The sequence below is a fragment of the Deinococcus arboris genome (assembly GCF_009755355.1).
GTDB lineage: Bacteria > Deinococcota > Deinococci > Deinococcales > Deinococcaceae > Deinococcus > Deinococcus betulae.
Window position 1 is genome coordinate 68,297 of record NZ_WQLB01000016.1, and the last position, 24,183, is coordinate 92,479.

14 protein-coding genes and 6 pseudogenes are annotated in these 24,183 nt (G+C 57.7%); 10 read left to right on the top strand and 10 right to left on the bottom strand.

Annotation, left to right across the window (positions count from 1 at the left end; all coding sequences use genetic code 11):
* Window positions 1-759: 759 nt before the first annotated feature.
* Complete coding sequence (locus GO986_RS12685; RefSeq protein WP_157459676.1) at window positions 760-1,632, bottom strand: hypothetical protein; 873 nt, start codon at window positions 1,630-1,632, stop codon at window positions 760-762.
* 772 nt (window positions 1,633-2,404) lie between these two features.
* On the opposite strand from GO986_RS12685, the gene GO986_RS12690 reads away from it, so the two are divergent.
* On the top strand, window positions 2,405-3,409 hold the full coding sequence (locus tag GO986_RS12690; RefSeq protein ID WP_157459677.1) for a hypothetical protein: 1,005 nt from the start codon (window positions 2,405-2,407) through the stop codon (window positions 3,407-3,409).
* 588 nt (window positions 3,410-3,997) lie between these two features.
* Here GO986_RS12690 and GO986_RS12695 read toward each other — a convergent pair.
* Both GO986_RS12695 and GO986_RS12700 read right to left on the bottom strand, forming a co-directional pair.
* Window positions 3,998-4,453 carry a hypothetical protein gene (locus GO986_RS12695; protein ID WP_157459678.1) on the bottom strand — a complete coding sequence of 152 codons (456 nt, stop codon included), beginning with the start codon at window positions 4,451-4,453 and terminating at the stop codon, window positions 3,998-4,000.
* Entirely contained in the window at window positions 4,453-4,779 is a 327-nt protein-coding gene (locus GO986_RS12700) for a hypothetical protein (protein WP_157459679.1), read from the bottom strand. The genes GO986_RS12695 and GO986_RS12700 overlap by 1 nt, the downstream gene beginning before the upstream one ends.
* 588 nt (window positions 4,780-5,367) lie before the next feature.
* On the opposite strand from GO986_RS12700, the gene GO986_RS12705 reads away from it, so the two are divergent.
* The 4 genes and pseudogenes from GO986_RS12705 (at window position 5,368) to GO986_RS12720 (ending at window position 8,265) form a co-directional block, all read left to right on the top strand.
* A complete protein-coding gene (locus GO986_RS12705) occupies window positions 5,368-5,796 on the top strand; it encodes a hypothetical protein (RefSeq protein WP_157459680.1) in 429 nt (142 codons plus the stop codon).
* A 71-nt stretch (window positions 5,797-5,867) separates the two neighbouring features.
* Window positions 5,868-6,464 (top strand): hypothetical protein, encoded by a 597-nt coding sequence (locus tag GO986_RS12710; protein ID WP_157459681.1) that lies wholly within the window; start codon window positions 5,868-5,870, stop codon window positions 6,462-6,464.
* Between the two features lie 70 nt (window positions 6,465-6,534).
* Window positions 6,535-7,578 (top strand): annotated as a pseudogene (locus GO986_RS12715) (IS4 family transposase).
* Between the two features lie 23 nt (window positions 7,579-7,601).
* Window positions 7,602-8,265 (top strand): annotated as a pseudogene (locus GO986_RS12720) (IS6 family transposase).
* 349 nt (window positions 8,266-8,614) lie between these two features.
* On the opposite strand, the gene GO986_RS12725 reads toward GO986_RS12720, so the two are convergent.
* The gene (locus tag GO986_RS12725; RefSeq protein WP_157459682.1) at window positions 8,615-10,690 is read right to left on the bottom strand and encodes a hypothetical protein; all 2,076 of its coding nucleotides are present in this window, start codon (window positions 10,688-10,690) and stop codon (window positions 8,615-8,617) included.
* A gap of 313 nt (window positions 10,691-11,003) precedes the next feature.
* Here GO986_RS12725 and GO986_RS22950 point away from each other — a divergent pair.
* The 3 genes and pseudogenes from GO986_RS22950 to GO986_RS12735 all read left to right on the top strand — a co-directional run.
* Window positions 11,004-11,254 (top strand): annotated as a pseudogene (locus GO986_RS22950) (IS4 family transposase); the annotation flags it as partial.
* A 204-nt stretch (window positions 11,255-11,458) separates the two neighbouring features.
* Window positions 11,459-14,911, top strand: a complete 3,453-nt coding sequence (locus GO986_RS12730) for an eCIS core domain-containing protein (RefSeq protein WP_157459683.1) — start codon at window positions 11,459-11,461, stop codon at window positions 14,909-14,911.
* Window positions 14,912-14,920: 9 nt separating this feature from the next.
* On the top strand, window positions 14,921-15,343 hold the full coding sequence (locus GO986_RS12735; protein ID WP_157459684.1) for a hypothetical protein: 423 nt from the start codon (window positions 14,921-14,923) through the stop codon (window positions 15,341-15,343).
* A 300-nt stretch (window positions 15,344-15,643) separates the two neighbouring features.
* Here GO986_RS12735 and GO986_RS12740 read toward each other — a convergent pair whose 3' ends face one another.
* From GO986_RS12740 to GO986_RS12760, 5 genes and pseudogenes are all read right to left on the bottom strand, one after another.
* Window positions 15,644-16,213, bottom strand: coding sequence for an SUKH-4 family immunity protein (locus tag GO986_RS12740; protein WP_157459685.1), 570 nt, complete (start codon window positions 16,211-16,213; stop codon window positions 15,644-15,646).
* Between the two features lie 41 nt (window positions 16,214-16,254).
* Window positions 16,255-17,311: pseudogene (locus GO986_RS12745) on the bottom strand (IS4 family transposase).
* A gap of 117 nt (window positions 17,312-17,428) precedes the next feature.
* The gene (locus GO986_RS12750; RefSeq protein WP_369409345.1) at window positions 17,429-18,586 is read right to left on the bottom strand and encodes a S1C family serine protease; all 1,158 of its coding nucleotides are present in this window, start codon (window positions 18,584-18,586) and stop codon (window positions 17,429-17,431) included.
* Between the two features lie 75 nt (window positions 18,587-18,661).
* Window positions 18,662-19,670, bottom strand: a pseudogene (locus GO986_RS12755) (IS630 family transposase).
* 220 nt (window positions 19,671-19,890) lie between these two features.
* Window positions 19,891-20,103, bottom strand: a complete 213-nt coding sequence (locus GO986_RS12760) for a hypothetical protein (RefSeq protein WP_157459686.1) — start codon at window positions 20,101-20,103, stop codon at window positions 19,891-19,893.
* A 339-nt stretch (window positions 20,104-20,442) separates the two neighbouring features.
* Between GO986_RS12760 and tnpC the strand changes: the two are divergent.
* Window positions 20,443-21,627 (top strand): annotated as a pseudogene (gene tnpC, locus GO986_RS12765) (IS66 family transposase); the annotation flags it as partial.
* 18 nt (window positions 21,628-21,645) lie between these two features.
* On the opposite strand, the gene GO986_RS12770 reads toward tnpC, so the two are convergent.
* On the bottom strand, window positions 21,646-22,443 hold the full coding sequence (locus GO986_RS12770; protein ID WP_369409346.1) for an IS5 family transposase: 798 nt from the start codon (window positions 22,441-22,443) through the stop codon (window positions 21,646-21,648).
* A gap of 801 nt (window positions 22,444-23,244) precedes the next feature.
* On the opposite strand from GO986_RS12770, the gene GO986_RS12775 reads away from it, so the two are divergent.
* Window positions 23,245-24,129 (top strand): site-specific integrase, encoded by an 885-nt coding sequence (locus GO986_RS12775; protein WP_157459687.1) that lies wholly within the window; start codon window positions 23,245-23,247, stop codon window positions 24,127-24,129.
* Window positions 24,130-24,183 lie beyond the last annotated feature (54 nt).

Below are 24,183 nucleotides of genomic sequence, written 5' to 3' on the forward strand. Positions count from 1 at the left end.
AGTCGCGTTCAAACTTGAAACAGGTCTGGCCTGGCATGCCGATTTCGTCTTGCTCCCAGTGCATGTCATTCGAAAATCCGGCCTGACCAGCGGCGAGAGACATGCCCAGGCTGTACAACACCGGTCTTCGGTCCAGGGAGGACGGGGGCACCGGGAGATGGACGAGAAACGACCGGCGCATGGCGGTCCAGGCCGCAAGCGGTGCTGTACTGCGGATACGGTAAAAGGGAATTAATCGATCTGACGACCCAGGGATTATGTTCGGAACTTTGAATGGCGCGAGGCGCTCTACCGTGAGGGTGTGCAGGATGGTTGGCGGATCAAGCCATTCATTGGGTGCCGTAATTTGGATGCCATCCAAACTGGTGATGGTCTGGCCTGGGCCGATGGCATGGATGGCGACGGCGGGCGTGTCGTTCGGGCGTACAAGGGGTAGAGGTTGAGGGACCTGAAGCTTTAGCGCGATGTGGTGGTGTGTGCGCCCGGGGCAGCGGCCCTCAGAGCAAGGTGCTGTGCGGGCCGTCATGACGGAGAGGCTCAACAACGCAAACAGCAGGAGAGGACGCCGCATAGGTAGACGAATTCTTCCATGACCGAGATGTCGAGGAAGACGCAGCTGCGGGGGCCCACGGAGATACACCGCCGACCTATGGCGAGACAGCCGACATGTGCCCTTGAGGGCCCAGGTTCGTTGTCAGCCTGGAGGGGGCGGTCTTAACACAGCTGATAAACCCTTTTTGACGGCCCACTAATGGGCCGTCAAGAAGGGTCTGTCTGGTGACTTGACTGCTTCGCATCCAGCGGCACGCCTGGAGAGCGGAGCGGCTGATGCAGATTCAGATTGATCAGCTCATTCATCTCGCTGCCTCGTCTGGCGTACAGACGCCCTTCACGGGCCAGCACCAACCGGCCCTGCTGATCGAGATCGGCCCAGGAGGCGCCTTTTAATAGTGGCACCGCCTCTGGACCATGCCAGATGTACCTGACATACCGGGTGTGCCGGGGTGAACTGATGAACCGCAACTCCAATGCCTTCTTCCTGAACACGATGGGATGAGCCTCACCCATGCCTCTCCACCGCTCTGGCCAGGCTGTGACCCGCCAGCCGGTGCGCTGCAGGGCGATCACGAACGTGTCCACCCGTTGCCGGTCGCCTGCCACACCCTCGACCACAAAGCCTTTGGCCTCAATCAGTGCCTTGAGCGCCTTGGCTGAATGGTTGATGGTCAGAACATGGTTGTCCGTGAATACACCACCGCCGCTCCAGTAATCAGAGGCATTCCAGAGGCCCAACGCCTTGACCCAGGGCGGGCGGCATAACGCGGTCCACGACCACATGCGTTCCCCATCGAATTGCTCTGCGGCAGCCCGCACCCTACGCCGGGCTTCATTGTGGGCGACGTACAGCAGATGCTGGCCATCCGGGGACAGGTCACTCATCCATTCATACAGCCGGCCGTGGAACCAGGAGCCTGGGGTGATCTCGTCCGTGCGTGTGTTCCACTGGTACAGGCGAGTCCAGCGGCTGGGGCCACGCCGGAAGATGACGGCGGTGCTGGCTTCGCTGGCCAGCAAGGCCCAGATGCGGGCTGGCGCCGGGGGGGTGTGGGCGGGCCCTTTTGGCCGGGTCATGGTGTCATCCTGGCACGTACAGAGGCGCGTTCATCCGCCTGATCAAGAGGACGGTCACTGACCGGAGAGGCCATAGAGAAGCGGCGGACCAACCTTGACGGCCACTGTGCGCAGTGGCAACGGCTGGAACGTGAATCCTACCGACTCCGTGAGGGAGAAAACGAGAATGCCTTTTGAAAGTCGTGCATGCTTTCCGGCATTTTTGGCGCCCTTACGCCCTCCCGGCTGCAAAACCTGATTACGTCACTTCACAAGGGTGCTATGCTTCAGTCTATCGGAGGCGAACTGACAATCCACCCCACGTAGACCCACCACCACTGAAACCGAAAATCCCCGCTTGGCGGCGAGGATTTCTGGTAAAGCTCAGTTAGGATAAGCGGCCTCAGATACCGCCATTCTAACTGGGAAGCCCCCCTGTTGCAAGTTTGCAAGGGAGAGACCCATGACTGACGGTCCAGGGGGCGCGCACACGCGCCCCTTTTCGCTTGGTAGTCCACCAAGCCCACCGCCGCCCGCCCAACTGGCGGCCTTATACGAAGCCCAAGCCCGCCTCGAATCCAGACGCACTGCAGACCGAGCTGAGCGGCTACGTCAGGCCGAGGATGCACAGGCGTTCCGAGCAGCGCTCAGGTCCAACACCCAGCCTGCGCTCTTTCAGGCTCCCACTGAGACCACTGTTCGGCCCCAGACGCCCCCTCAACCAAGCGTGCGGGTCAAGGTAGCCCAATCCCTCCCCAAGGCCCCTTCCTGGGCTGCTCAGGAGAAAGAGGTCTTGGTTAAACGGCAAGCCAACGTTGAGCGGGTCATGGTGGCCGCCGAAGAGACGATTGTCAGCGCCATCCGGCCGCGGGCCCGTGCGCGGGCCCGTGCGGTGTACCGGGCCGCCGTCGAAGCGACATTCGAACTGATTCAGCAGCGTGGGCAGCTCGCCCACCTGACCTCATACACCTTTTTCACGGTGCTGGACGTTCTGCCCGTCTCCACGAAGCTGGGCACGGCCACCTGCGAGCGTGCCGTGGATGACCTGCGGTCCTGCGGCCTCCTGAGCACCCGCCGTGTCTATCAACCTGCAGAGTTCCTGGACAAGACCACCGGCGAAGTCATCACCCGCAGTACCTGCATTGGGGTGTGGCTGACCGTCCTGCTCAAAGCGGTGGCCCCAGGCCTCCGTGCCCGGGTGATGCAGGAGGAACTGCCCCTTGAGGCCCCCCGTGACCTGGCAGCCGACCGCAGGCGGGGCCGCACCGGCTACGCCCTGAAAGTTCAGCACCAGGAAGAGCAGGCCCTGAAAGCCCAGGAAGCCTCCCTTTCAGAAGTGAGGGAATCAGTTTCCCCACAAGGGGGAAATTTCAGAGGCAACCCCTTACTTCAGTGGTCGTTACCTAGAAATAGCTCAGAGTCTCTGGTTACTTCTGATTCCCTCACTTCCGCGACCGAGCCGGCCGAGGTCGTCTGGGCCCTGGGCGCGATTCTCAGCGAGCACCCCCAGCGGCGCCGGGATCTGATTGAGCAGGCGGGCCAGCGCCTTGCCCTGCTCTTCCGTGACCGCCACAGCGCCAGGGCCTATTACCGCCTGCTCTGGTGCGCCGTTGAAACCGAGTTCCGGGGCATTCCTGCGTTCTTGGGCTTGCAGAACGCCATGCAGCGCGTCCTGGTGGCCATGCGGGAAGTCCCTGTGCGTTCACCTGGGGCCCTGCTCCTGCACGAGCTGGGTGATCAGGGCTGCGGCTGGCTGGCGGCCAGCGGCTGGCATGACCGCCGCCGATACTTGGCCTGAGCTGTCAGGCGTCCAGGTGATCCCGAAGGCATTCAATGCATCGGTCAGAGTGATAACGGGCTGTGGCCTGTCGGGTCAAAGACCTCTACGAGTCCTGGGGACCGACAAGGGCCGCCACACTCTGGACATCCCACCGCCTCAAACCTGTACCGAACGATTGGCGGCTCAAGACCGTCGAGCCAGTAGTCATCCCTGGAGATCGCGAAAGCTGGGAAGGTCAAGCCGCAGTCAAAGCAGTGGAACCGGTGATTGAAGTACACCCGTTGTGGAGAAGTCTCACCATTCATGCATCGCCCTGGATCCGCCGGCTTCCCTGCTGGCCACCGCACCAGCACGGGCAAGAGCCTGCGCATTTCTTCTGCCTTTGCAATCGTTGGAACACGAAGAAACGCGTGCGTGGTCCGGGTCTCATGGGCACCGAAGGCCACAGTGAAACGAAGGAAATGCCCCAGTGAATCCTGGTGCACCGGAAGGCCATCAATGGTGGAACGCGCTGGCAAGGCCAGCCATTCCTCGGTCGAGAACGTGTACAGCATGAACGTCACCCCATCATGCGGCCTTCAGGACAGCAGGTGAGCAACCTGGGCGTCAGCCCTCTGCTTCTGTGCTCTCTGGCAGATTGAGTTCAGTTTGGTCTTTGATCTGTTGTGCCCACCGCTCCTCTGCTTCAAGTTCCCAAGATGTTCGTCCAAAGAGGGGTCCAACATCCTCAGCGACGTACACCCTACCCGCGACCACCAGGGAACATCCTTCAGCAGCGTCCAGGGCAAAGAGATGAAGATGTCTCAGGAGCTTTGGGTTCACGCCCGCTTGCTGCGCCGCTCCTTCTGCGTCATGAATTCTCGTGATGGTCAGGCCTCCCCGGAAGTTGGTGTCCAGCAACACCATGGCCCCGACCGACATGAACCAGACATCCGTGCGCTCATGGTTGTCTGTGCCTTTGATCCACCGGCCGCTGCGGAGCAGCAACTGACCATGACTGACCCGGTACCACCACACCTGGAACTTTCGGTCCAGTGGAAAGGCGTGCAGGATCTCGTCCATCACAGCCCTCCGCCCTGTTGCAACAGGATGAAGGTAAGGACAGCGACTGCCAGGAGTGCAGGCACGAGCCAGGCTGCACTCAGCTTCCAGACCAGACCAGCGGCCAGGACAGAGAAGACCACCACGGTCACCTGAAGAACGACCAACACAGATCGCGGCACCGAAAAGGCATAGGCCATCATGTACAGCGTGATCAGCCCGGCCATCAGGATCAGCAGCGTCAGCAGTACCTTGCCGAAAAGGAGCACGTTCAGAGCATAGGGCGTGTCATCTCGCCACATCGTTTGAAGACCAAATGCTTCCGCAAATGGCAGGCGGAACACCACGCCGCATCAACCGGAAGCTTAACCAACCCTGGCTCACGACTGAACCCTCTGAGGTCAGGATCTGACCAGTGGAGCTTTTTTCGTCGCTCCGCCTAAGAAGAGCAGAGGTCGGTGATGCTTCTTTTTGCGTCTAGGCGCTCTATCCCTCACTTGTTTGATCGTGCTTGCACCTGGGCCAACCGTGGCGGCAACACCCAAGTGGCTGCCCACCTTCTCAGCTTGTCCAGCAACAGGACCAGGTCGCGCAGCTGGGTCAAGTCTCAGGTTGGTTATCGGATCACCAATGGGCAGCGGGTGTGGGTCTCAAAGCATCAGCGTTCAACTGGGCGCATGACCACCAATCGTTGCGCGGCTTCTACTTCGTGATGGACAGCAGAGACCACTCACACAAGCGACCCTTAAGCAGCTCATTGGGCGGATCCGATGCCAACACGAGTTGAACCCCTCAACCTACTCCTCTTCCAAAGGGCGTCAGAGCAGCAGAGGGGTTAGGGCAGGATAAGGGCGTATACAATCGGGGTTTTTTATCGTCTGAATCAACAAAATTTGTATACAAACTAGAATGTCGTATACGACAAGGAGTACGTGATGGCGAATGTGCAAGTGCAGGGGCGTGTGGGGTTGGATGTCAAGTTGAACTTGGTCAAGCTTGGGGAGCAGACTGGCCTGTCCAAATCGGCATTGATTGAGGAGTTGCTGGGGCAGGCGCTCAGTGGTCAGGACAGTGAGTTGGCCACCACGTTCCTAATCCCCAAGCTTGAGGCGATGGTTGAGGTGGCGGTCGGCCGTCACTTCGAGCACTTGGCCAAGCTCCAGACTCGGGCGGCGATTGACGCCAATACCAGCGTGACGCTTCTGATGGGGCTCTACCAGTTGCTCAACCCCAAGGCCGACGACGCGGCCCTACACCAGATTCAACAGGGGGCGAGGCGAATGGCTTATGACAGCCTCACCCGGCGCAGCACGGAGGTGGAAGCTTTGCTGAGTGCAGATGTTCCTGCACGCCCTGCTTGCTGAGAGGCTTATGCATCGCCATTTCAGAGAGGTGTGAAGTGAACATGCTCTGAGGATGAGCTACTGTCAGGCCGATGATTACGCCGGCCCTTCTGGCCTCTCTTGAAGCGTTGGTAGACGACCTGTGGCTGTGGGGACCGAAGACCGTTGGGGCGTGCCATGAGGCGTACGGCGCAGATGCTCTGAGGCTGGCCACAAAACGGGAGATGGTGACGCGGAGACAGGTGCTCAATTCGCGGGTCATAGTGCTGACTGGCCGTGGTCTCTACGAGTTCGGCTACACCAAGCGGTACAACTACCTGCCTGCACTCACCACCCTGAAGGCCAGCCTGGTGTACCGATATGCGCTGCACCAACTGCAGACGCAGGGATACACCGATCCCGAACCCTATAGCGGTTACGCTGCGGGTCTTCAGAATATGGCGGCGCTAAAAAGGGGAGACGAGACTGTTGTGGTCATAGGGCGCAGTGAGCTGACACTGCGCACCATGTACAACGTCCTGAACCACTTTGAAAGTTTGGAGGCTACGGAGAAGCCCACCCAGGTGCTTTTCTACGTGCTCGCGACCAAGAAGGAGCCCGCGCCAGGTCGCAAGGTCATCAAGGGATCTGACACCGCCGTGGTCCATGTCAGTGTGGAGGAGATCAGAGCCGTGGAGCGTGAGTTGTAGCCTGACCCTGACCACCCTTCAAAGCGCACTACAGGCAACAGAAAGTCGGCTCCTGTACGGTGTTTCTGCGATGAAAACCCCCGGGAGCCGACCACCTCACGGTACCTTGCAGACCGCAAGGCGGTCTGCGTTTCCGCTGGACGCTCGCCGCCTTCACGGCACTGATCTCAGGCGCGTACCGTCGTCCTGTACCGCTTGAAGACGCATGTCGTACTCCCAGGATCGTTGACGACTCGGTCTCAGCGGCTCTGCCGGTTCGTCCAGTTCCCGTTTCCTGAGGCGCTGTTCCCCCGATTCGCCTTGCCCTTCCTCCCGACCGGTCCAGTTGACCTGATTCTCGACCGCACCAACTGGACGCTTGGCCAGCAGGACGTCAATATTCTCCTGCTCTCTGCCGTGTGGAACGGGTTCAGCTTGCCCCTGATGTAGACACTCCTCCCGCACGGTGGGGCCAGTCGTTCCTGGACATGGGAAGCGCTTGTAGAGCGCTTCCTGAAGCGCTGTCCAGACCGGGAGATCCGGTGCCTACTCGCGGATCGTGAATTCATTGGGCAGCACTGGTTTCGATGCCTTGACCAGCACGGGCTTGCGCCCTGCATTCGTCTCCCGGCGCGCCCCACGATCGGCGCACACGGCATGCCGGTCTGGGCGGTCTTAAGAACCTTCAAGTGGGTGAAGTCAGGGTCTGGCGTCGCTAGACCCGCATCTACGGTGTGAATCTGCGCGTGGCTGCCACGAAAAATGCAGCTGGTGACCTGCTGGACCTGGCGTATCGGGGGCACGCCCCGCCGAACATGCACCGGTATGCCCGGCGCTGGCAAACAGAGAATCTGCATGCCGCGTTAAAAACCAGAGGCTTCAATCTGGAAGATGCAGGTCTGACTCGTGCAGAACGCGTGTCCACGCTCCTGACGGTCGTTAGCGTTGCCTTTATCTGGGCGTGCGTGACGGCGAGTTGGTGGCGAGTCGAACGGTGACCAAAGCCAAAAAACACGGACACCGCACAGTGTCCGTGTGTCGACTCGGGCTTGATCATCTCCAAGACCTGCTCCTGCATCCGTCCAGCGTGTCCTGGCGCGCCCTCAGCACACTCATGCCCCGTTTTGAAGGGTAGTCAGCGTACCGGCCCGTTTCCCCTTGAGCATTATCGGCTACGCCCTCTGGCTGTCCCACCGCTTCCCCCTCAGCCAGCAGGACGTGCAGGAATTGTTGTTCGAGCGGGGCATTCAGGTCAGTCACAAGACGGTGCGGCAGTGGAACATCAAATTTGCTCCCCTGCTCACCGAGGAACTGCGTCATCGGGAACCCCGCCGGGGTTCCCGGTGGCATCTCGACGAGGTGTGCGTGCCTGTGGGAGGTGTCATGGTTATGGCGCGCAGTGGACAAGCAGGGTAGAACGCTTGACCTCCTGCTCCAACCATACCGGCACAAGGAGGCTGCCCGCAGCTTCTTCAGTCGGCTGCTCGGTGAGTACGGCGTTCCTGATGTCATTCACACCGACAAGCTGTGGAGTTATGGTGCGGCCATCCGAGAACTTCCCATGCTCCACAGCGTGGGGCACGTCCAAGTCGTCTCGACTGTACGCTGCAACAACATTGAACAATCGCACCGTCCGACCCGGCAGCGGGAGCGGCAACAACTGGGCTTCAAACGACGACGGACCCAGGAGTTCCTGGCCCTGCACGCCCGAGTCCCGAACCTTCACCGCCACACCCGCACCACCGTCCCCGCCCTAATCCGACAAACCCATTTGAGGCGCGCTCTGCGAGCTTGCGGTGAGGCCATGCAGCAGGCAACCTGAACTTCAAGCTGCCTGCCAGAAAGTCGGCCTACACCTCGTTAACTTACCAGAACCCGGCTGCGCAACGCCTACCGCGACCTGTGGAGCACTGTGCTCACCCTGTGCAGCCTGCAGACCTGAATAACAGCCAGGCTAAGGGTGCTCAGAACCACCGCCGGGCGTCAATGGGGAAAGCAGACCACAGCGCAGTCTGCAATGTAGCGTGCGGGTGCCAGCTTTTGAGTGGTTTCATCGCAGAAACACCGTCTAAGGGTCGGCTTTCTGGTGCTCCTCAGCCGTGTTGATGGGTAGTCAGGCAAGCCGGACAAGCGGATTGAGCTTGCCCGGTCTTTTCAAGGACTTTAGGCGATCAGTGCGTATAGACGTCGGATCCCAGATCTCTGGCTAGATAGAACGCGAGATTGATTTTCGAAAACTGTGAACCGTCGTTCAGATTGCATCCGCCGAAATCCTGATTTCTGAATGCGAAGCCGTGGAAGTACTTTGGATGGTTTCCCCAAATGTCGAGATACCACACCTCACCCGAAAACATGCGGTAAAGATTTCCCGTCAGAGAAGTCGAGACGGAAGAATCCCAATCGCTCCAGACTCTTGGACAGCCATCGGTATTGTCTTCACCAAGGCTATTTGGATCCGTCGTGACGTACCCGAACGTTTGAATTTTTCCTGTAGGTTCGAAGATGTAGCGGGCCAGAAGCGAGCCTATGACGTTATCGGTGCCGTAAACCGCTTCATTGCTTGTTTGCCAAGCGAGCTGGACAGGATCAATTGGAACAATGACTGGCGTCTGGCCCCCGTCATCCGGCATTACGAAGCCCGCTCCGGTGAAGCCTAGATGGTCTGCGAGGAGTGAGGTCTGCAAATGCTTGTAGCCGTCAATGCCAGGCATCCCCCACGCCTGATCATTCCAGTGGGTTTGTGCTGCCTGCACGGCGACCGTACGTTGATCGTCGTAGGTCGGGAACGACCGGTCATACGTTGGGCTGCGCAGAGACCCCAACAGGTCATTGAGAACTGTCGTGTAGTTTGTGCCGTTCTGATAGCCCGGTTGCAGCCACCAGAGGGTGTTATCTGTCTGATTGATGGTCGTCTGAGGCGGCAGTGGCTTGGGGACACTCTGTTGAAGGATCTGATTGATGACAGCGTCTTCGACCTCTGGAAGTTGCACCTCTGCATTCAGTTGTTCAGTTGTCTTGCTCCCACCCCACAACAGTGCCACAACTTGCTGGCGGCTCCGTGCCCAAGCGCTGAGCAGCTGCTGACGGTCACTCGCCGATACCTCTTGGCTGCCATTCAGTGCAGTCAACTGGAGGCCCACGTACATCATCCACTGAGCTTCCATAAAATCCCACTGTGCCTGAACCTGAGCTGCCGATACTGGTCCGTACAACTTTGTCTTCTGAGCAATGTAGTGGCTCCACAGCTGCACCAGACCACTGGTGTTGTATCCATTGCTGATCAGCTGAGTTTTCCAACGGTTGATACTGTTGGTGGCACTATAAACGTCGGTGGTATTCAGTTCCTTCCGCGCCCGTTTCTGAAAGCTGGCGATTTTCGCCTTGAGGGCAGGGATGCTGGGATTTTTCGCTCGCGCCGTCTGAAGGATACTCTTCAAGCTGTCGTTGAGCTCTTCGACCTTCTCGATATCCTGCTGCAGGCCATTTGCATAGTAAGAGTTGTAGGCTGTGTAATTCACGTCATTGTCTACTTGGCTAATAGCGTCGGCGAGATCTTTATTCATCTGGTTCAGATCCCGCTCAATACGAGAGAGGCCGAGATTGAGATCATGAAGTTGTGAAGAGAGCTGCCGAAGTTGTTCACCATCAGAATCGGTGCCAGTCACTGCACTGACGATACTTTTCAGAGCAGCACCGGCCGCCGCTTTTCCTACGCCTGAGAAAAAATTCTTGGCGATAAAGGTGAAGGCACTTGTACCGAGGCCCTGAGATTGCAAGGTCGGGCCAGCGGAAAAGTTGTAAGTATGATTGGTATCCGCCTCGTTGACCAGTTGTGACAGGAAGGCGTTGATGCCACCGGAGGCTTTTGCCTTGCTTACAAATACGGCAGGATCGAAATATTGCGTTGGCAATTCCCGGTGGAGGTTGAGACTTCTAGGTAACGAGAGCAATTGGCCGATGGCCCTACTGGCCTGTGCCTCACTGGCCTGCGGGTGGCGATCGAGGTAGCCCCCGATGAGCGTAGACAGTAGGTTGATCCGTTGGAATTTTCCCGTGTTGTTGTACACGATGCGCTGGAGCGTGACCTGCTCGCCTGCGACCAGACCGGTGATCCGAATACGCAGGGCTTGAGGTTGCTGGCTCGTTAAGAGGTCGAAACCACCTGTGTCATAGGTGAAGCCCGAGATCACTGGAATATTGGACAAAGTGGTGACTTCGACAACCGCGTTTGCCAAGGGGTCAATCACACGGGCTTCGCCGTCCAGGACAGCGTCGTCGGTGATACTCCCGAGCTCTGGGATGCTGATCTGACTGTTCGAGCCACAGCTCGTCAGCAGCAATCCTGATAAGAGGGCTACAGCAGTCCAGGAGTGTAAAAGACCTTTCCTCGTGGACGAGAACGTACCCAATCTACGAATTGAAGACATGCACTCACCGTAGAGGACAAGCTGTCACGTTATGGTCACAGCTAAATACATTTAGCTGATCGCAGAGCAGATGCCGGCCCTGCACCCGCCCAGAAAATGCGCTAGGTGAGTACAACGTGTCCCTTCGGTGGTTGCGACGGAGAGCGCTGCTGGGGAGAAGCTGTACGTGACCTATCGGTGCTAAGCCGAACCGAACGTACGACGTTATGACCAGCGCTGACAGACCGACAACCTGCATTCGGCCCTGAAAACCAGAAGTTTCAATTTAGAGGACACCGTGCGGTGTCCGTCTTCCGACTTGGCCTGGATCCTCTTCAGAACCTGCTGCTGCACCCGTCGCCTTCGTCTTCGCAGGCTAGTGAGATGCCGCGTTTCGAAGGGTAGTCAGAGCCTGGCCATCTCGACGCTGTGTTTGGCTGTAATTTAGCTCTTCGATAGGAGAGTGAAAAGGGGTCTCCCCCCGGTTGATCACTGTGGTTGGCAACCACTTGAACTGGCGATGGCAAAGCAGCTGGCTGAACACCGCGCTGGAGAGATAGGACTCTAGAGGGTGACCCAGTAGACTGATGACTGTTCGGGAGGTCAGCCATGACATTGGTGCAGCGCCGTCCATCCACCCACGACACGGCCCAACGGTCGGTCGCGTCCCCTCTTCAGCCGCACATCACTGACACTGAGCTGCAGCGGGCTCAAGCCCAACAGGCTGTTCAGCGACATCTCTCGCGTCCAGTGACGGCGCAGAGACAAGCCGTGCAGGCCCCACTGCGGGCAGCGAGTCTGGAGCGGCAGGAGACGGCGCGTGTTCAGGTCCAGCGCCAGGCGGTGCAGTCGGAGCTGGTTGGGCTCACCTTGCCCGCAGGCGCCCTTGAAGCGGCCCTTCAACGTCAGGTGCAGACGGCTGCGCCAGTCCCCGCAAAGCCACAGACCCCCAGCGACTGGGTGACGGTCATGCGCGCGCGCGCCGAAGAAGTAGACGGCAAGGCCCTCGACACGCGCCAGCACGCGCAGTTCACCGGCCTCCAGCGGCAGGTGGCGCAGACATTGGCACAAGGGTTCAAGACAGATTCAGGCCCGGCTGCAGCGCGGTACGAGACCTATGGTGAACATCTGGCCAGTTTGCAGCGCCACGCCATCAGTGCCCCCGTCTCGCGAGCTGTCCTGGGCTTGGTGCCGGGGAGCGAACGCCTGGCCTTGCAACGGGCCGTGGATACAGCTGTCCAACGTCATGAAACCCAAGCAGCCCAGGACGCTCAAGCGGTGCAGGCGGTCGCCCTTCAGCGCCAGTTGGCCGACCTGGACGCTGAGGCCACTCAGCCCGTCCTGCAACGGATTCAAGCGAGACGTGGCAGTGGGAACCCTCTCCCGGAGGCCGTGCAGCGGCATCTGGAACAGGGGCTCAACTATGACCTGAGCAAGGTCCGCATTCATGACGACACCGAGGCTGACCTCATGGCCAAAGGTGTCAACGCGACGGCCTTCACGACGGGCACCGACATCTTCTTTCAGAGCGGCAAGTTCAGTCCGAACACCCAAAGTGGGTTAGAACTCCTGGCGCACGAAGTGACGCACACGGTGCAGCAGTCCCAGGGCCGGGTCGGCAAAGGCATTGATCCCGATGCTGGTCTGGAAAGCGAAGCTCGCTCTATGGGCACCAAACTGGCCCAGGTCATGCCCAGCCCGAAAAGCCTGATGCCGCCCAGCCCCCATGCGCCAGGCGTCTACAGTAAGCCGGCGGCCCTGCAGCGTGTCCAGGACGGCACGGTTCAGCGGTTCGCCCTGAAGCCGCTCTACGACCTGCAGCCGCAGACCGTGCAGCGCTGGGGTAATCCCTTGAGTTGGGCGGCGGACAAGGTCAAAGACGGCGCGCAGGCGATCGCGGACAAAGGCAAAGCGGTGATTGCTGGTGCTCTGACGGCCCTGCCGGGCTACCGGGAACTGTGCATGGCCTTTGGCAAGGATCTTGTCACGGGCAAGACGATGGCGGGGGATCCCAACTCCATCCTGGAGACGCTGGCCGGCTGGGTCCCAGGACCCTTAAAAGACGTCCTCAAAGCCCTGAAGGAGACGAACGCGATTCCGAAGGCCTGGACGTGGTTCAAGGCGGAACTGGGCAAGCTGGACCTGGGCGGCGCCCTGAGCGAGATTGCGAGTGCGATTGGCAAGGCGGATCTGGGTGCGGCCAAGAGTGCCGTGACCCGCCGCACCAGTGGGGTCAAGAGCCTGATCGTCGGCAGTGCCCGCAAGATTGCTGAAATTGGCCTGACCGTCCTGACCGCCGGCCTGGGGCCTCTGGGCAAGCAGATCATGGCCAAGCTGCGTGGCGCGGGCGACGTGATCATTCAAGTGCTGAAGAACCCAGTCAAATTTGCCCAGAACCTGGTGCAGGCGGTCAAAGGCGGCTTCAAGACCTTCAGTGCCAACGCCCCCAAGCACCTGCAAAACGGGATTGGTCAGTGGCTGACCGGCAGCACGGGCATCGCGTTTCCGGTGAAGTTTGACCTTCAAGGAGTGTTCCTCACGGCCCTCAGTGTCATGGGCTTGACGTATCAGGCCATGCGGGGCCGACTCGTGAAAGCCATGGGGCCGGGCGGGCAGGCGAAGGTCTCCAAAGCAGAAGCGACCGTTCAGATCCTGCAGACCATGAAAGGGGGCCTGCACAAGGCCGATGAGATGAATGCCCAGAAGGGGGGCGTCGGTCAGGAAATCAGCAGTGGAATCAAAAGCGAGGTCACCAAAAGCCTGGTGGTGGCTGGGGTCCAGAAACTGGTGACCATGCTGATTCCAGGTGGCGGCTTCATCAACGCGATCATTGGGGCCTTTCAGACGGTGCAGACGGTGGTGCAGCAGGCGGCGCAGATCGGCGCAGTGATTACGAACGCCTTGGGAAGCATCAGCGCCATCGCGGCGGGCAACATCAGTGGCGCGGTGGGCTTCATTGACCGTGCGCTGGGTGGAGTGATTCCAGTCGCCCTGGCCTGGCTGGGTAAGGTCGTGGGCTTGGGGAACTTTGGCGGCAAGGTCAAAACGGTCATCAAGAAGGTCAAAGGAAAACTCGACCAGGTCCTCGACAAGATCGTGGCGAAGGTCAAGGGGGTGATCGAAAAACTCTTGGGGAAAGGAAAGGACAAATCTGGGAAAAAGGAAAGTTCGCCACCTCGCTCGAAAGCGGAGATGGAAAAAGATGTCCAGGCTGCAGTGAAAGACGTTGAAGTCCTTATGTCTAAAAAGACGCTCAGCAAAGAGGATATTCAGAGGCGGTTCCCGTCGATTGTAAACCGCCGAAAGATTAAGCACTTGTCGCTCAAGCCTGCTGGCAAGAAGGGATATTATGTGCCTTATGCCAGTGTCAATCCTGATGACACAGGTGAAACTCCCCAGATAGTGCTTAGTGAGGCTCAGCTGACAGCCTTGAGAAACCTAGCTGGGGAATTTGCGCGATTTATAAATTCTAGTCCGTCTAAAAAAGAAGCGTATGCTCGGAATAAAAAGCTATTTATTGAAAATAAAGTGAAGACTGGAGATATTGTCGAATCCGCAGCACTCCCGTTGATTCAACAGCTGGCTAAGGAGTCGAATATGAGCCTTATTGTCTCGCCGACCCTAAAACTGACTGGAAATGATCAGTCTGATATTATTGGTGGAGCAGTTGCTGAGCTAGATTTCCTCTTGATTGGCAGTTCAAGTAAAGTAACGATCGTGAGCGCTAAGCTTGATGCGCGCAAGGTAAAAGTCAATCAGGATTTATCATTATATGGCCACTTTGCGAATATCCCGGCATCGCCTCCAGGAATCGTCGATTATGCTAAGAGTCATTTTGGTATTAACAAAAAATATGACCTCGTTAAAGGCGCTGTCGTAGATTCCAATTTAGGGCGGAAAGAAATCAATCTTTTCAGAAAAACGTATTTATCTAAGGCAAAAGTGTCAGAGATTGAGGTTAAGTCTGTTGCGCCCCGACCAAACCTAAGAGGTATTCAGATTGAGGCAGGAAAGGACGATCTTATTAATATTGTCATTAGGATGATCGATGGAACCTACTAAGAGGTGACCATGGAAGGAGCCAAGAAAGTTTTTGAAGCTCAGGATGAAAATGCTATTCTTTCGGAAAAGCACACACCATGGACGATTGATAATCTTATCTACCTGGATTTAGAATTATGGGATACTATTGTCGAATTTGTTCGAACGTTCTCGGAATATGCTGCAGAAGATCTAGAAAAATTCGGTACATCCGAATTTACTGAAGATGTAGCAAACTATGAAACAGAAAATCTGATACGTTTTAGGAATATTTTGCTATTCTGTCTTGAGCATATCAAAAAAGACCTTGATAATCTGCATATTGTGATGAATAAGTTAGAATTGATTAATCCACTCATTGACGAAGAATATGTTAGGGTTTGCCAAGCCTTACTCACGCTGGTTGATATGTGCATTGAAAGAAATATTTTTTATTATGCTTGGACTGAATAGAAACAGTCTCGGGTTGCACTGTGCAGGCGGTAGGAATTATCCTGAATAGGAGTCAGAAGTCGAGAGTAGGCCTGCTCGGTACGAGAACCGTCCTCGTGCTGAGCAGTTCTACTCTCGATTCTCATTTAAGGTACGTCAATGCAGAATCTGTGAGCTGACTGTTCACGTGAGGCCGGCACCATGTTGCGAGCGTAAGCCGTGCGTCCTGACTACCCTTCAAAACCGCTGTGGTGTCGTGGAGGGGGTCAGATTGTGGCCCATTGGTGTTAGGTTCCGGCAGTTGTGGGATGCGACCTGAGTTCAGATCACGCCGTATTCCACCTCTTCCACGACATACGCCCACATGCTGACATCCGCTCCCTGGGTCGACGCATCCAGGGCCAGTGGATCAATCGCGTTCAGGCGTGCCCGCAGTTGATCAGCACGTGCACGGGTCGCCGGCGTGCCCGGCAAGTCATCATCGTCTGACTCGCCTTCATCCTCAGCGTTCAGGGGACAGGCGATGAACTCATGGTGGTACATCACCATGCAGCACAACAACGCTTTCAAAGAGGCGTTCATAAAGGTACAACCTGTGGCATCCCCCGCCCAGACATGACCGGTGTGCGCATCAACCAAGATCGCCACGCCAACGTCCGTTTCACCAATACAGATCCCCTGAATGTCATTCACACGCATGAAATGGAATGCCTCGACTGCATGAAAGTGAATGACGAGGTTACCCCCATCCGTAGCGTGGGGTGGAAGCCCTAGGTCTGTCAGAAAAACCAAGTTGTCGCTTCCGAGTGGCCATGGCGTCAAGCTGGCGGGCTCGTAAGAGCAGAGTGCCTGCCCCCACTCGCTGCGGATCAACCTTTGGCACACGTTCACGCTGCAAGATTACCCGCTGACAGCTCGCTAACAGCCCCCGATCAACCTGGTTCTGGCATCAGTGCGGTTAAGGTGAGCCATGACGAAGGCGAGGGGTGCAAGAGCAAATCCTGCAGATGGTCCAGACCCAGGCGAAACACGGACACCGCGCGGTGTCCGTGCTTCTTGCGTTTGACTGGGGCCTGAGCCGCTTGGATTTCACCCGTGAGGCAGGCCCAAATAAAGGCGACACTGACGACTGTCAACAAGGTTGAGACGCGCTCTGCCTGCGTCAGGCCAGTGTCTTCGAGGTTGAAGCCTCGAGTTTTCAAGGCGGCGTGCAGGTTTTCTGTTTGCCACCGCTGAGCGTATCGCTGCAGGTTCGGCCCCACATGACCTCGGTACGCCAGGTAGAGCACCTCACCAGCTGCATTCGTCGTGGCAGCCACCCGAAGACGAACGCCATAGATCAGCGTCTGGCGGTGCCACACCCGAACTTCTCCTGGCTGTAGCTTCTTGAAGACAGCCCACACGGGCACACCCTGGCCGATGGTGGCCCGTGCAGGCAATCGGATACACGGGGCAATGTTGTGATGGTCGAGGAACCCAAACCAATGCTCACCGATGAATTCTCGGTCTGCCAACAGGCACGCACCTGACACTCGGGACAGGCGGTGAGGAAGCGCTTGTTGAGCGCTTCCCGGGTGCGCTGATCACTCGCGCCGCCATGTGGAAGGAGCGTCCACATCAGCGGAAGGCCAAAGCCGTTCCAGACGGCAGAAAGGAGCAAAATATTGATGTTCCGCTGCCCGAGTTTCCAGTTTGTTCGGTCCAGGATGAGGTCCACCGGACCATCGGGGAGAAAGACAGTGCAAAGCGAGCGAACATCGCGTCTGGAACGGTGAATTGCATGAAGCGCAGCAGCCGCTGATACCGGATGGCGGGCTGACCATCGAGCATGACATGGTTTTTCAGCGTGTAGAGCACTACGGTGCGCGCCTGAATCACGGCGAGGATCAATGCCGCAAACACCGCCATCCGTCTGGCGTCAATGGGAAAGGAAGACCGGAGCGCGGTCTGCAAGGTCTCGTGCGGGTGTCGGCTCTGGGTCCGTTTCATCGCAGAAACACCGTACAGGAGCGGACGTTCTGCTGCCGGTGAGCCGTTTTGAGGAGTAGTCAGCCGTGCGTCACCTTAGCCTCGCGCCGGGCCATTGACCTCAGTAGATGGGGATCGTCACACGACGTTCTCGCCAGAGGCTTCGGGGAGGGAGGTGCTGGGCATCAGCGTTACTTTTACCTGGATCTCCTGCCCTGCCCGCAAAACCGTTAGGGTCACGCTCTCGCCAGGCTGATAACGGCGCACCGCGGACTGTAGCTCGGAAAAATTGTTGACCCGTTCACTGTTGACGGCCGTGACGATGTCGCCAGCGATCCATTGATTATCCGCGCTGGACTTGAGCGGCTGCAGTCCAGCCTGGGCACCAGCTGCGTTGGGAAACACGCTGGTGAAAAAGGCTCCTGGAGTCGGTCCTAGGTCCAGCTTGAAGTGCTTGATGAACGCCATGTACGAGCTCGCCGGCAGGGCGGAGACACGGCTGAATGCCTTAGACAGGACAAGGCCAATCATGGGAGCGTTCCGCTTGACGCCCTGCCTAAGATCGGCGATCCGGGGGTCACTCGTCGTTACTGGCACCGCGTAGGTTGCGTCGCTTCCGACGTGAATGAAGCTCATCACACCTACAACCTCACCCTTTGCATTGATGATCGGACCGCCGGTGTCGCCATGCCTGAAAGGCACATCCGTCTGCAGGGTCTTCGCTGGAAAGTCCGCGCGGCCCGCGTCAGCATTGAGGCCTGTCAGACGGCCCATCTTTGGGGTCAAGAACGTGTTACCGCTGTTCCCGATCCCGAGCAATGCGTCCCCACTGACTGGGGCTGTCGCCGCCAGCGGCAGGACGGGCGTCTCGGCAGGCAGATTGACGCGCAGCAGGGCCATGTCAGACTGCTCGTCATAGCCGATGACCTCGGCGGCATAGCGTTTTTGATCCAACGTTTGAGCGCTAAGCGACTGGGCCCTGTGCACCATGATGTAAGAGGTCAGAGCATAGCCATTGCCGATGTGAAAGGCAGTGCCTACATTGCGCGGAATGCGGCAGTCAGCGGTTGGACAGGTTTCCAGACGGAGGGTCCCGGGCCGCAGCTTGACGAACAGGGCGCGGAGCGTTGCCAGCTCAGATGGACTGAGCACCTGACCAGCTCTTCGGGAGGTGGCAGGTGGAGGGGTGGTTGAAGGAGCAGGGGTGGGTAAGGGCGTCTGGGCTATGCCTATGTTCAGGCCGAGCGCCAAAATGAGCATGAAGCTGTGCGGGGAGGCGAGTCGAATGGCCTTCACCTCGGCAGGTTACCGTCTGCACCTTGACTGACTTCTGTTCTACGGGGAGTAATTACATTCGCCCGGAAACACTCATTATTGATCACGGCGTAGGTTTGCATCTATAAGGTGATGCGGAAGGTCGATGTACCGGACGCGTTGCCACGCACCGATCAGCTTCTCCTTTAAGGCCATCAAGGTACGGGCACAAAAATTCCCCAGGACATGGCGCTTCACGTACGCCCAGACCAACTCGATCGGACCCTACTCGGGAGCATAGGGAGGCAGATACACCAGCGAGAGGCGTTCGTGGCGAGCCACGAACGCCTGCACGACTTTCGCCCGATGGATGCCCGCATTGTCCAGCACCACCACGATGTCTCCCTGGATATGGCGCAGGAGGTGTTGAAAAAAATGGACCACATTCCCACTCCGGATCGCGCCTACCTTCGTGTTTTGCAAGAACTGTCCACCCGACGTGATCGCCCCAATCGTCGAGAGCTTCTCCCAGTTGGCTGGCAAGGTGACCAGGGGCGTCACGCCCCTGGTGGACCAGGTCCGTCTGCGGACTCCTTTCAGGGCAAACCCCACCTCATCGAGGTACACGAGCGTGGCGCCCTCAGCGACCTTTTTTTTCCAACTCCGGGGCCATCTGTTCTTTCCAGGAAGCAATCCGAAGTTCATTGCGTTCCGCTGCCCGGCCATCGGGCATCTGCGGGGTAAAGCCCAACCGGCGCAGGATGTGCCGGACATGGTCATGGTGGTACCAGATCTCGAAGTGCCGGCCGATCAATTCACTGACACGCCGGGTCGTCCAGGTTTCATCCCGAAAGCCATGATGCACCGCACCCTCCCGCAGGAGGGTGCGCAACTGCTCCCCTTGTTCTGCCGTCAGCCGCGAGGCTGGACCGCTGGCCACCGTGGCCTGAAGACTACCGTTTCGTTTGAGCCGACCTTTCCAGCTGTACACGGTGTGCACCGAGACCCCGAAGTGATCAGCAATCTCTTGATTCTTGTACGTCCCACGTGCGATCCATTCAAGCGCCGCAAGGCGGCGCTCTTCAAGTTGAGCACGCGAGTAACGGGTAGGCCGCCATCCGGGCATACCCCAAGAATATCAATGCTAATCCACAACGTGGTCAATAAATCTAGGATTAGAGCTGAAGGGATGAATCGGTAGGGTAAATTTCTGTTCTCAGCCTTATACCAGTCATTGGCTCTGATCGCTTACCTCTTGGGCTAGGGCGACGACCTTCTTATAGTGGTCTTCTACGCGGTAGCCCAGATGGGCGGCACTCCGGGCGTGGTCACGCAGGGCGCACTTTTTAATCAGCCCCGGCGGAATGAACTTCAGGTTCGCTTTGGTATTTGGTACAGGTCTGAAGGACGCGCAGGCGCAGCGCATCGAGCGTGTCATAGGGAAACATCCGTTTGCTCTGGGTGCCGGCTAACGTCTCTGGATAGAGGGGGTCATAGCCCGCCTGGTGGAGCAGCCGATCCAGGGCAGTGGCGGCCTGGCTGGTGAGTGGTGTGACCACGTCGTCGCGCAGCAGCGTCCGCTTAAAGGAGTTAAAGGCGCTCCACCTCCAGCAAAGCGAAAAGGTCTATTAATTAATAGATTCGGGAATCTTTTTAGGATGATCTAGCAATACTGCTCTCACGCTGCCGCATAGGTCAATGCTGAGCTTCTACAAGACATCACTGCCGTATATAAGTCAGATAGTTCAGCAGTGGTGACCACTCAGTAAGGGCGTGGACTTGACTGAGCAGGTAGAGTACCGGCATCTCCGACGACGCCTGCCCGAACTGTAAAAAGCTGGAAGCTCAGCTGGCCAACGTGCTCGCTGAACTTCAGGACATCAAGGCGCATCTCGGCCATGAACAGCACAACTTCGCATCAGCCACCGAGCCAGGACAAGCCTTGGACGCCGGAGAGTGAGTGCCAGAAGACCGGCCGGTCTTCTGGCGCTCAACCCGGGCACCCAGGCAAGATGCTGAAGATGGTCGAGCACCCTGACGAGGTGGTCACGCTTCCTGTGACCGGGCAGTGTGGGTGTGGTCAGGCCTGGGACACGGTCACCGTCAGTGATGAACTAGCGCGGCAGGTTTTGGACTTGCCTGAGATCCGTCTGCATGCGGTGGAGTACCGCGCCCAGGTCAAGGTGTGTCCGACGTGTCACCACCGCGAGCAGGCCGCTTTCCCAGCTCACGTTCGTGGTCAGGTGCAGTACGGTCCTCGCATCCACGGATTGGCAGTGTACCTGAACGCGGTACACTTCGTTCCACTCAAACGCACTGCGAACATTCTGGAAGCCGTCTGTGGCGCGAAGCTCAGTGACGGGACCATCGCCCTCAGTTTGAATGTTGCCGCTGAGCGTCTGGTTACTTTTGAGACGGAGCTCAAAACTGCATTCCTCAACGAGCTTGTCCTGCACGCAGATGAGACCGGCAGCAAGGTGAATGGGGAGCTGGCCTGGATGCATGTGGTGAGCTGCAAGCAGCTCACACTGTACGGGCATCACCAGCAGAGAGGGCACGCCGCTCTGAACGATATAAACGTCCTTCCCCGGTTTCAGGGCACGGTCGTCCATGACACCTGGAGCACCTATTTTCAGCTTCCTGCACAACATGCCCTGTGCAACGCCCATCTCATGAGGGAATGGCGGCACTTGGCCGAGGAGCATAGACAGATCTGGGCAGGAGAACTCCGCTGCGCTATGTAGCGCGTCTATCACGAGCACAAAGCAAGGACGCTGACCTCAGAGGGCAAAACTGCATCCCTAGACCGATTCGACAGGTTGGTGCAAGTGGGGTTAGACGTGAATCCAGCAACGGAACCCATGCCTGAGCAACGGGGTCGGGTGAAGCAGACTCGGAGACAGAACTTGGCGCTGCGGTGCCAGCGGCACCGTGACAAGATCCTGCGCTTCCTTCACGATGAACAGGTACCGTTTGATCACAATCAGGCGGAGTGGGACATTCGGATGGCCTGTGTGAAACGCAAAGTCTCTGGTGGGTTTCGCTCGACGGAGGGTGGCATGAATTTCTGCCGCATTCGCAGCTAGAAGGTACCAAGAACGCTATGCAAAAAGGGGCTTCAAATTGTTGCAGAGCAGAATACAGGCGGCTAGGACATGGAAGCCGACCAGGGTAGAGGGCAAGCGCTCCAGGTCACGTCCCAGGCGTCTGAAGCGCGACAGCCACGCGAAGGAGCGCTCCACGACCCAGCGTTTGGGCACCAAAATGAACCCTTTGGCGGCTTCGGGTCGCTTGACCACGATCAATTCGACCCCTGCTTGCGTGGCGTCCAGAGCAGGTCCAGTCCCGGTGTAACCCTGATCGGCGAAGGCAACCTGAACCGTCACACCCGTGGCTTCCTGCACGTCCAGGCACAGGTCTTTGACCTGTGCTCGGTCTTGCTCGTTGGCCGGTGTGGTGAGGACCGCGAGGATATGGCCCAGCGTGTCCACGGCCAGATGGACCTTGGTGCCCTTGCGCTTCTTCGCGCCGTCAAAGCCTGCACGGTGCCCACTTTCCGGTGTGCTCTGGAGCGTCCGACTGTCAATGATGATCGCGGTGGGCTCCCCGTTCCGGCCCTTCTCCACGCGGGACAGGATTCGCAGATCATGTGCTGCGCTCTGAAAGCACTCAGCCACAAACCAGCGGTGCGCCAACAGGCGCACCGTCTCAGCGGGCGGAAAATCATTCGGCAGGTAGGCCCACTGTGCCCCCGTGCGCGCGACCCAGAGTAGAGCGTTCAGCACGTCTCGGATGGGGTATTTCCGTTGCCTCGCGTCTTCAGGACTCAGCAGCAGATAGGGAAGCAGAAACAAGTACGTGTCATCATCCACGTCACTGGGGTACCCTTGGCGCGTCACTCACCCATTCTGCTCGCTGCAAATTTCCTGCCTCGCACTTCAAACCGGTTCTTGGCACCCTCTATACTTCGACGTTACACAAGCAGGGGATAAACATATGGCAAGGTCTCGTCAGCATCTTCTGCAATGACGTCCTTATGCCTGATCTCTCGCATTGAGTAGTCACAGATTTTTAGTGTGCATCATGTCCTCCAACGCATGCGACCATTTGATTTTGCTCTGAGTTTAGGAGTGATAACTATTACAGTAAGTTGCAATAATGACTCGGCATAACAAACCAAGTCTACCAATTGCTCAATTGCCACAGGTGATATAATTGGATATTGTCAAGCCACTGCAGAGCTCGTTGTCTCCAAAGCTATTAAAGCATCCGGCCCGGAGTATAAAAACGCAGTGATCAGCAGTCCCACCAAGATAGAATCAGGCGTTTGGCGACTTAGAGGTCTCATGATAACGTATCGCAATGGTAAGACAAAAAGCACCAATCGATATGACTGAATTTTTATTGGTGACACTCTGTCTACCGCTAATGCCAGTGTTTATTTGATTAATCTGCATAATAAATAAGGAATAGCTACTCATCACAACAGGACACATCGTGCTGAGTAGCTACGCAGCAATGTTAAACACAACCTCTCGGAATACTTTCAACAGGGGGTTTCTCAATAGGAGCGTTAAGCCCAGCCGTCTCGGAATAAGAGCAAGAGCCTGGGCAAGGGCAGATAGGAGAGAGAAAATATTGAGGGAGTGGAAAGTCATTATTCATCTATAAAAGATTCCCGAATCTACTATATTTAGGTCATGGCACCGGACGTTGAACATCTCCAAAAAGCCCTCATCGCTGCCGACCTCGACCAGCTCTTCCCACTCGTCAAAGATCACATCCGCATCCGCACAGCCCACCTGCTCCGTTTACTGTCACCCTTTTTCACCGAAGCTCAAGCGACTGAGATCCCGTTGCACATTGCCTCAACTGATCTCACCGACCTCCTTAACCGCGTTGCTGCTGCCAATCGCAACGGCACCGTCGCCCGCCCTAACACTGTCCGCACCCGCCTAGGGGCCATGAGCGCCCTCTACACCTATCTCCTGTCTGTAGGGGTGATTGCCGCCCACCCCATGCAAAGCATTCAGCGGCCTCCCAAAGAGTTCGCTGACCTCCCTGCCACCCCACGCCACCAAGTCGAACGACTCCACACGTACACGCGCCAACAAGACGACCTAGCCCCACTCCACGCAGCCCTCGTCCTCATTGACGAACACGCCTTCAAAGTCACCGAACTCCTCACCCTGACCTGGGATCACCTCAATCTCACTGCATATGAGGTGGCCCGAGCAGCCGGCCGTGGTCCTCTGTCACAGCAGGCCAAAGACGCCCTGATGCCCCTCATCATCCAAGCGGGTGGCCTCCTCACCGATGAAAGCCTGGGCCTTCAGGGCATTGACACCCGCCGGCGCCTCTTCCCCTGGGGCGCTGAAGTAGCATTGCGGGCTGAACTCATGCGCGCCTGTCGGGGAGCGAATGTGCCCTATAGCAGCCCCGGCGATCTACGCCGGGCCAGCCTACGTGACCACACACACACACCAGAGACCGCTGGCTACGCACCAGAGGATGGACAGCGACAACTTGAGCGTGCGACCCAACTAGCCAGAGCCGTCGCTGAGAGCCTGACCCCGAAAAACTGACTTTATGAGACCAGAGGTCCAAGTGAAAAAAATACATCTATCTGAAGACTGCTC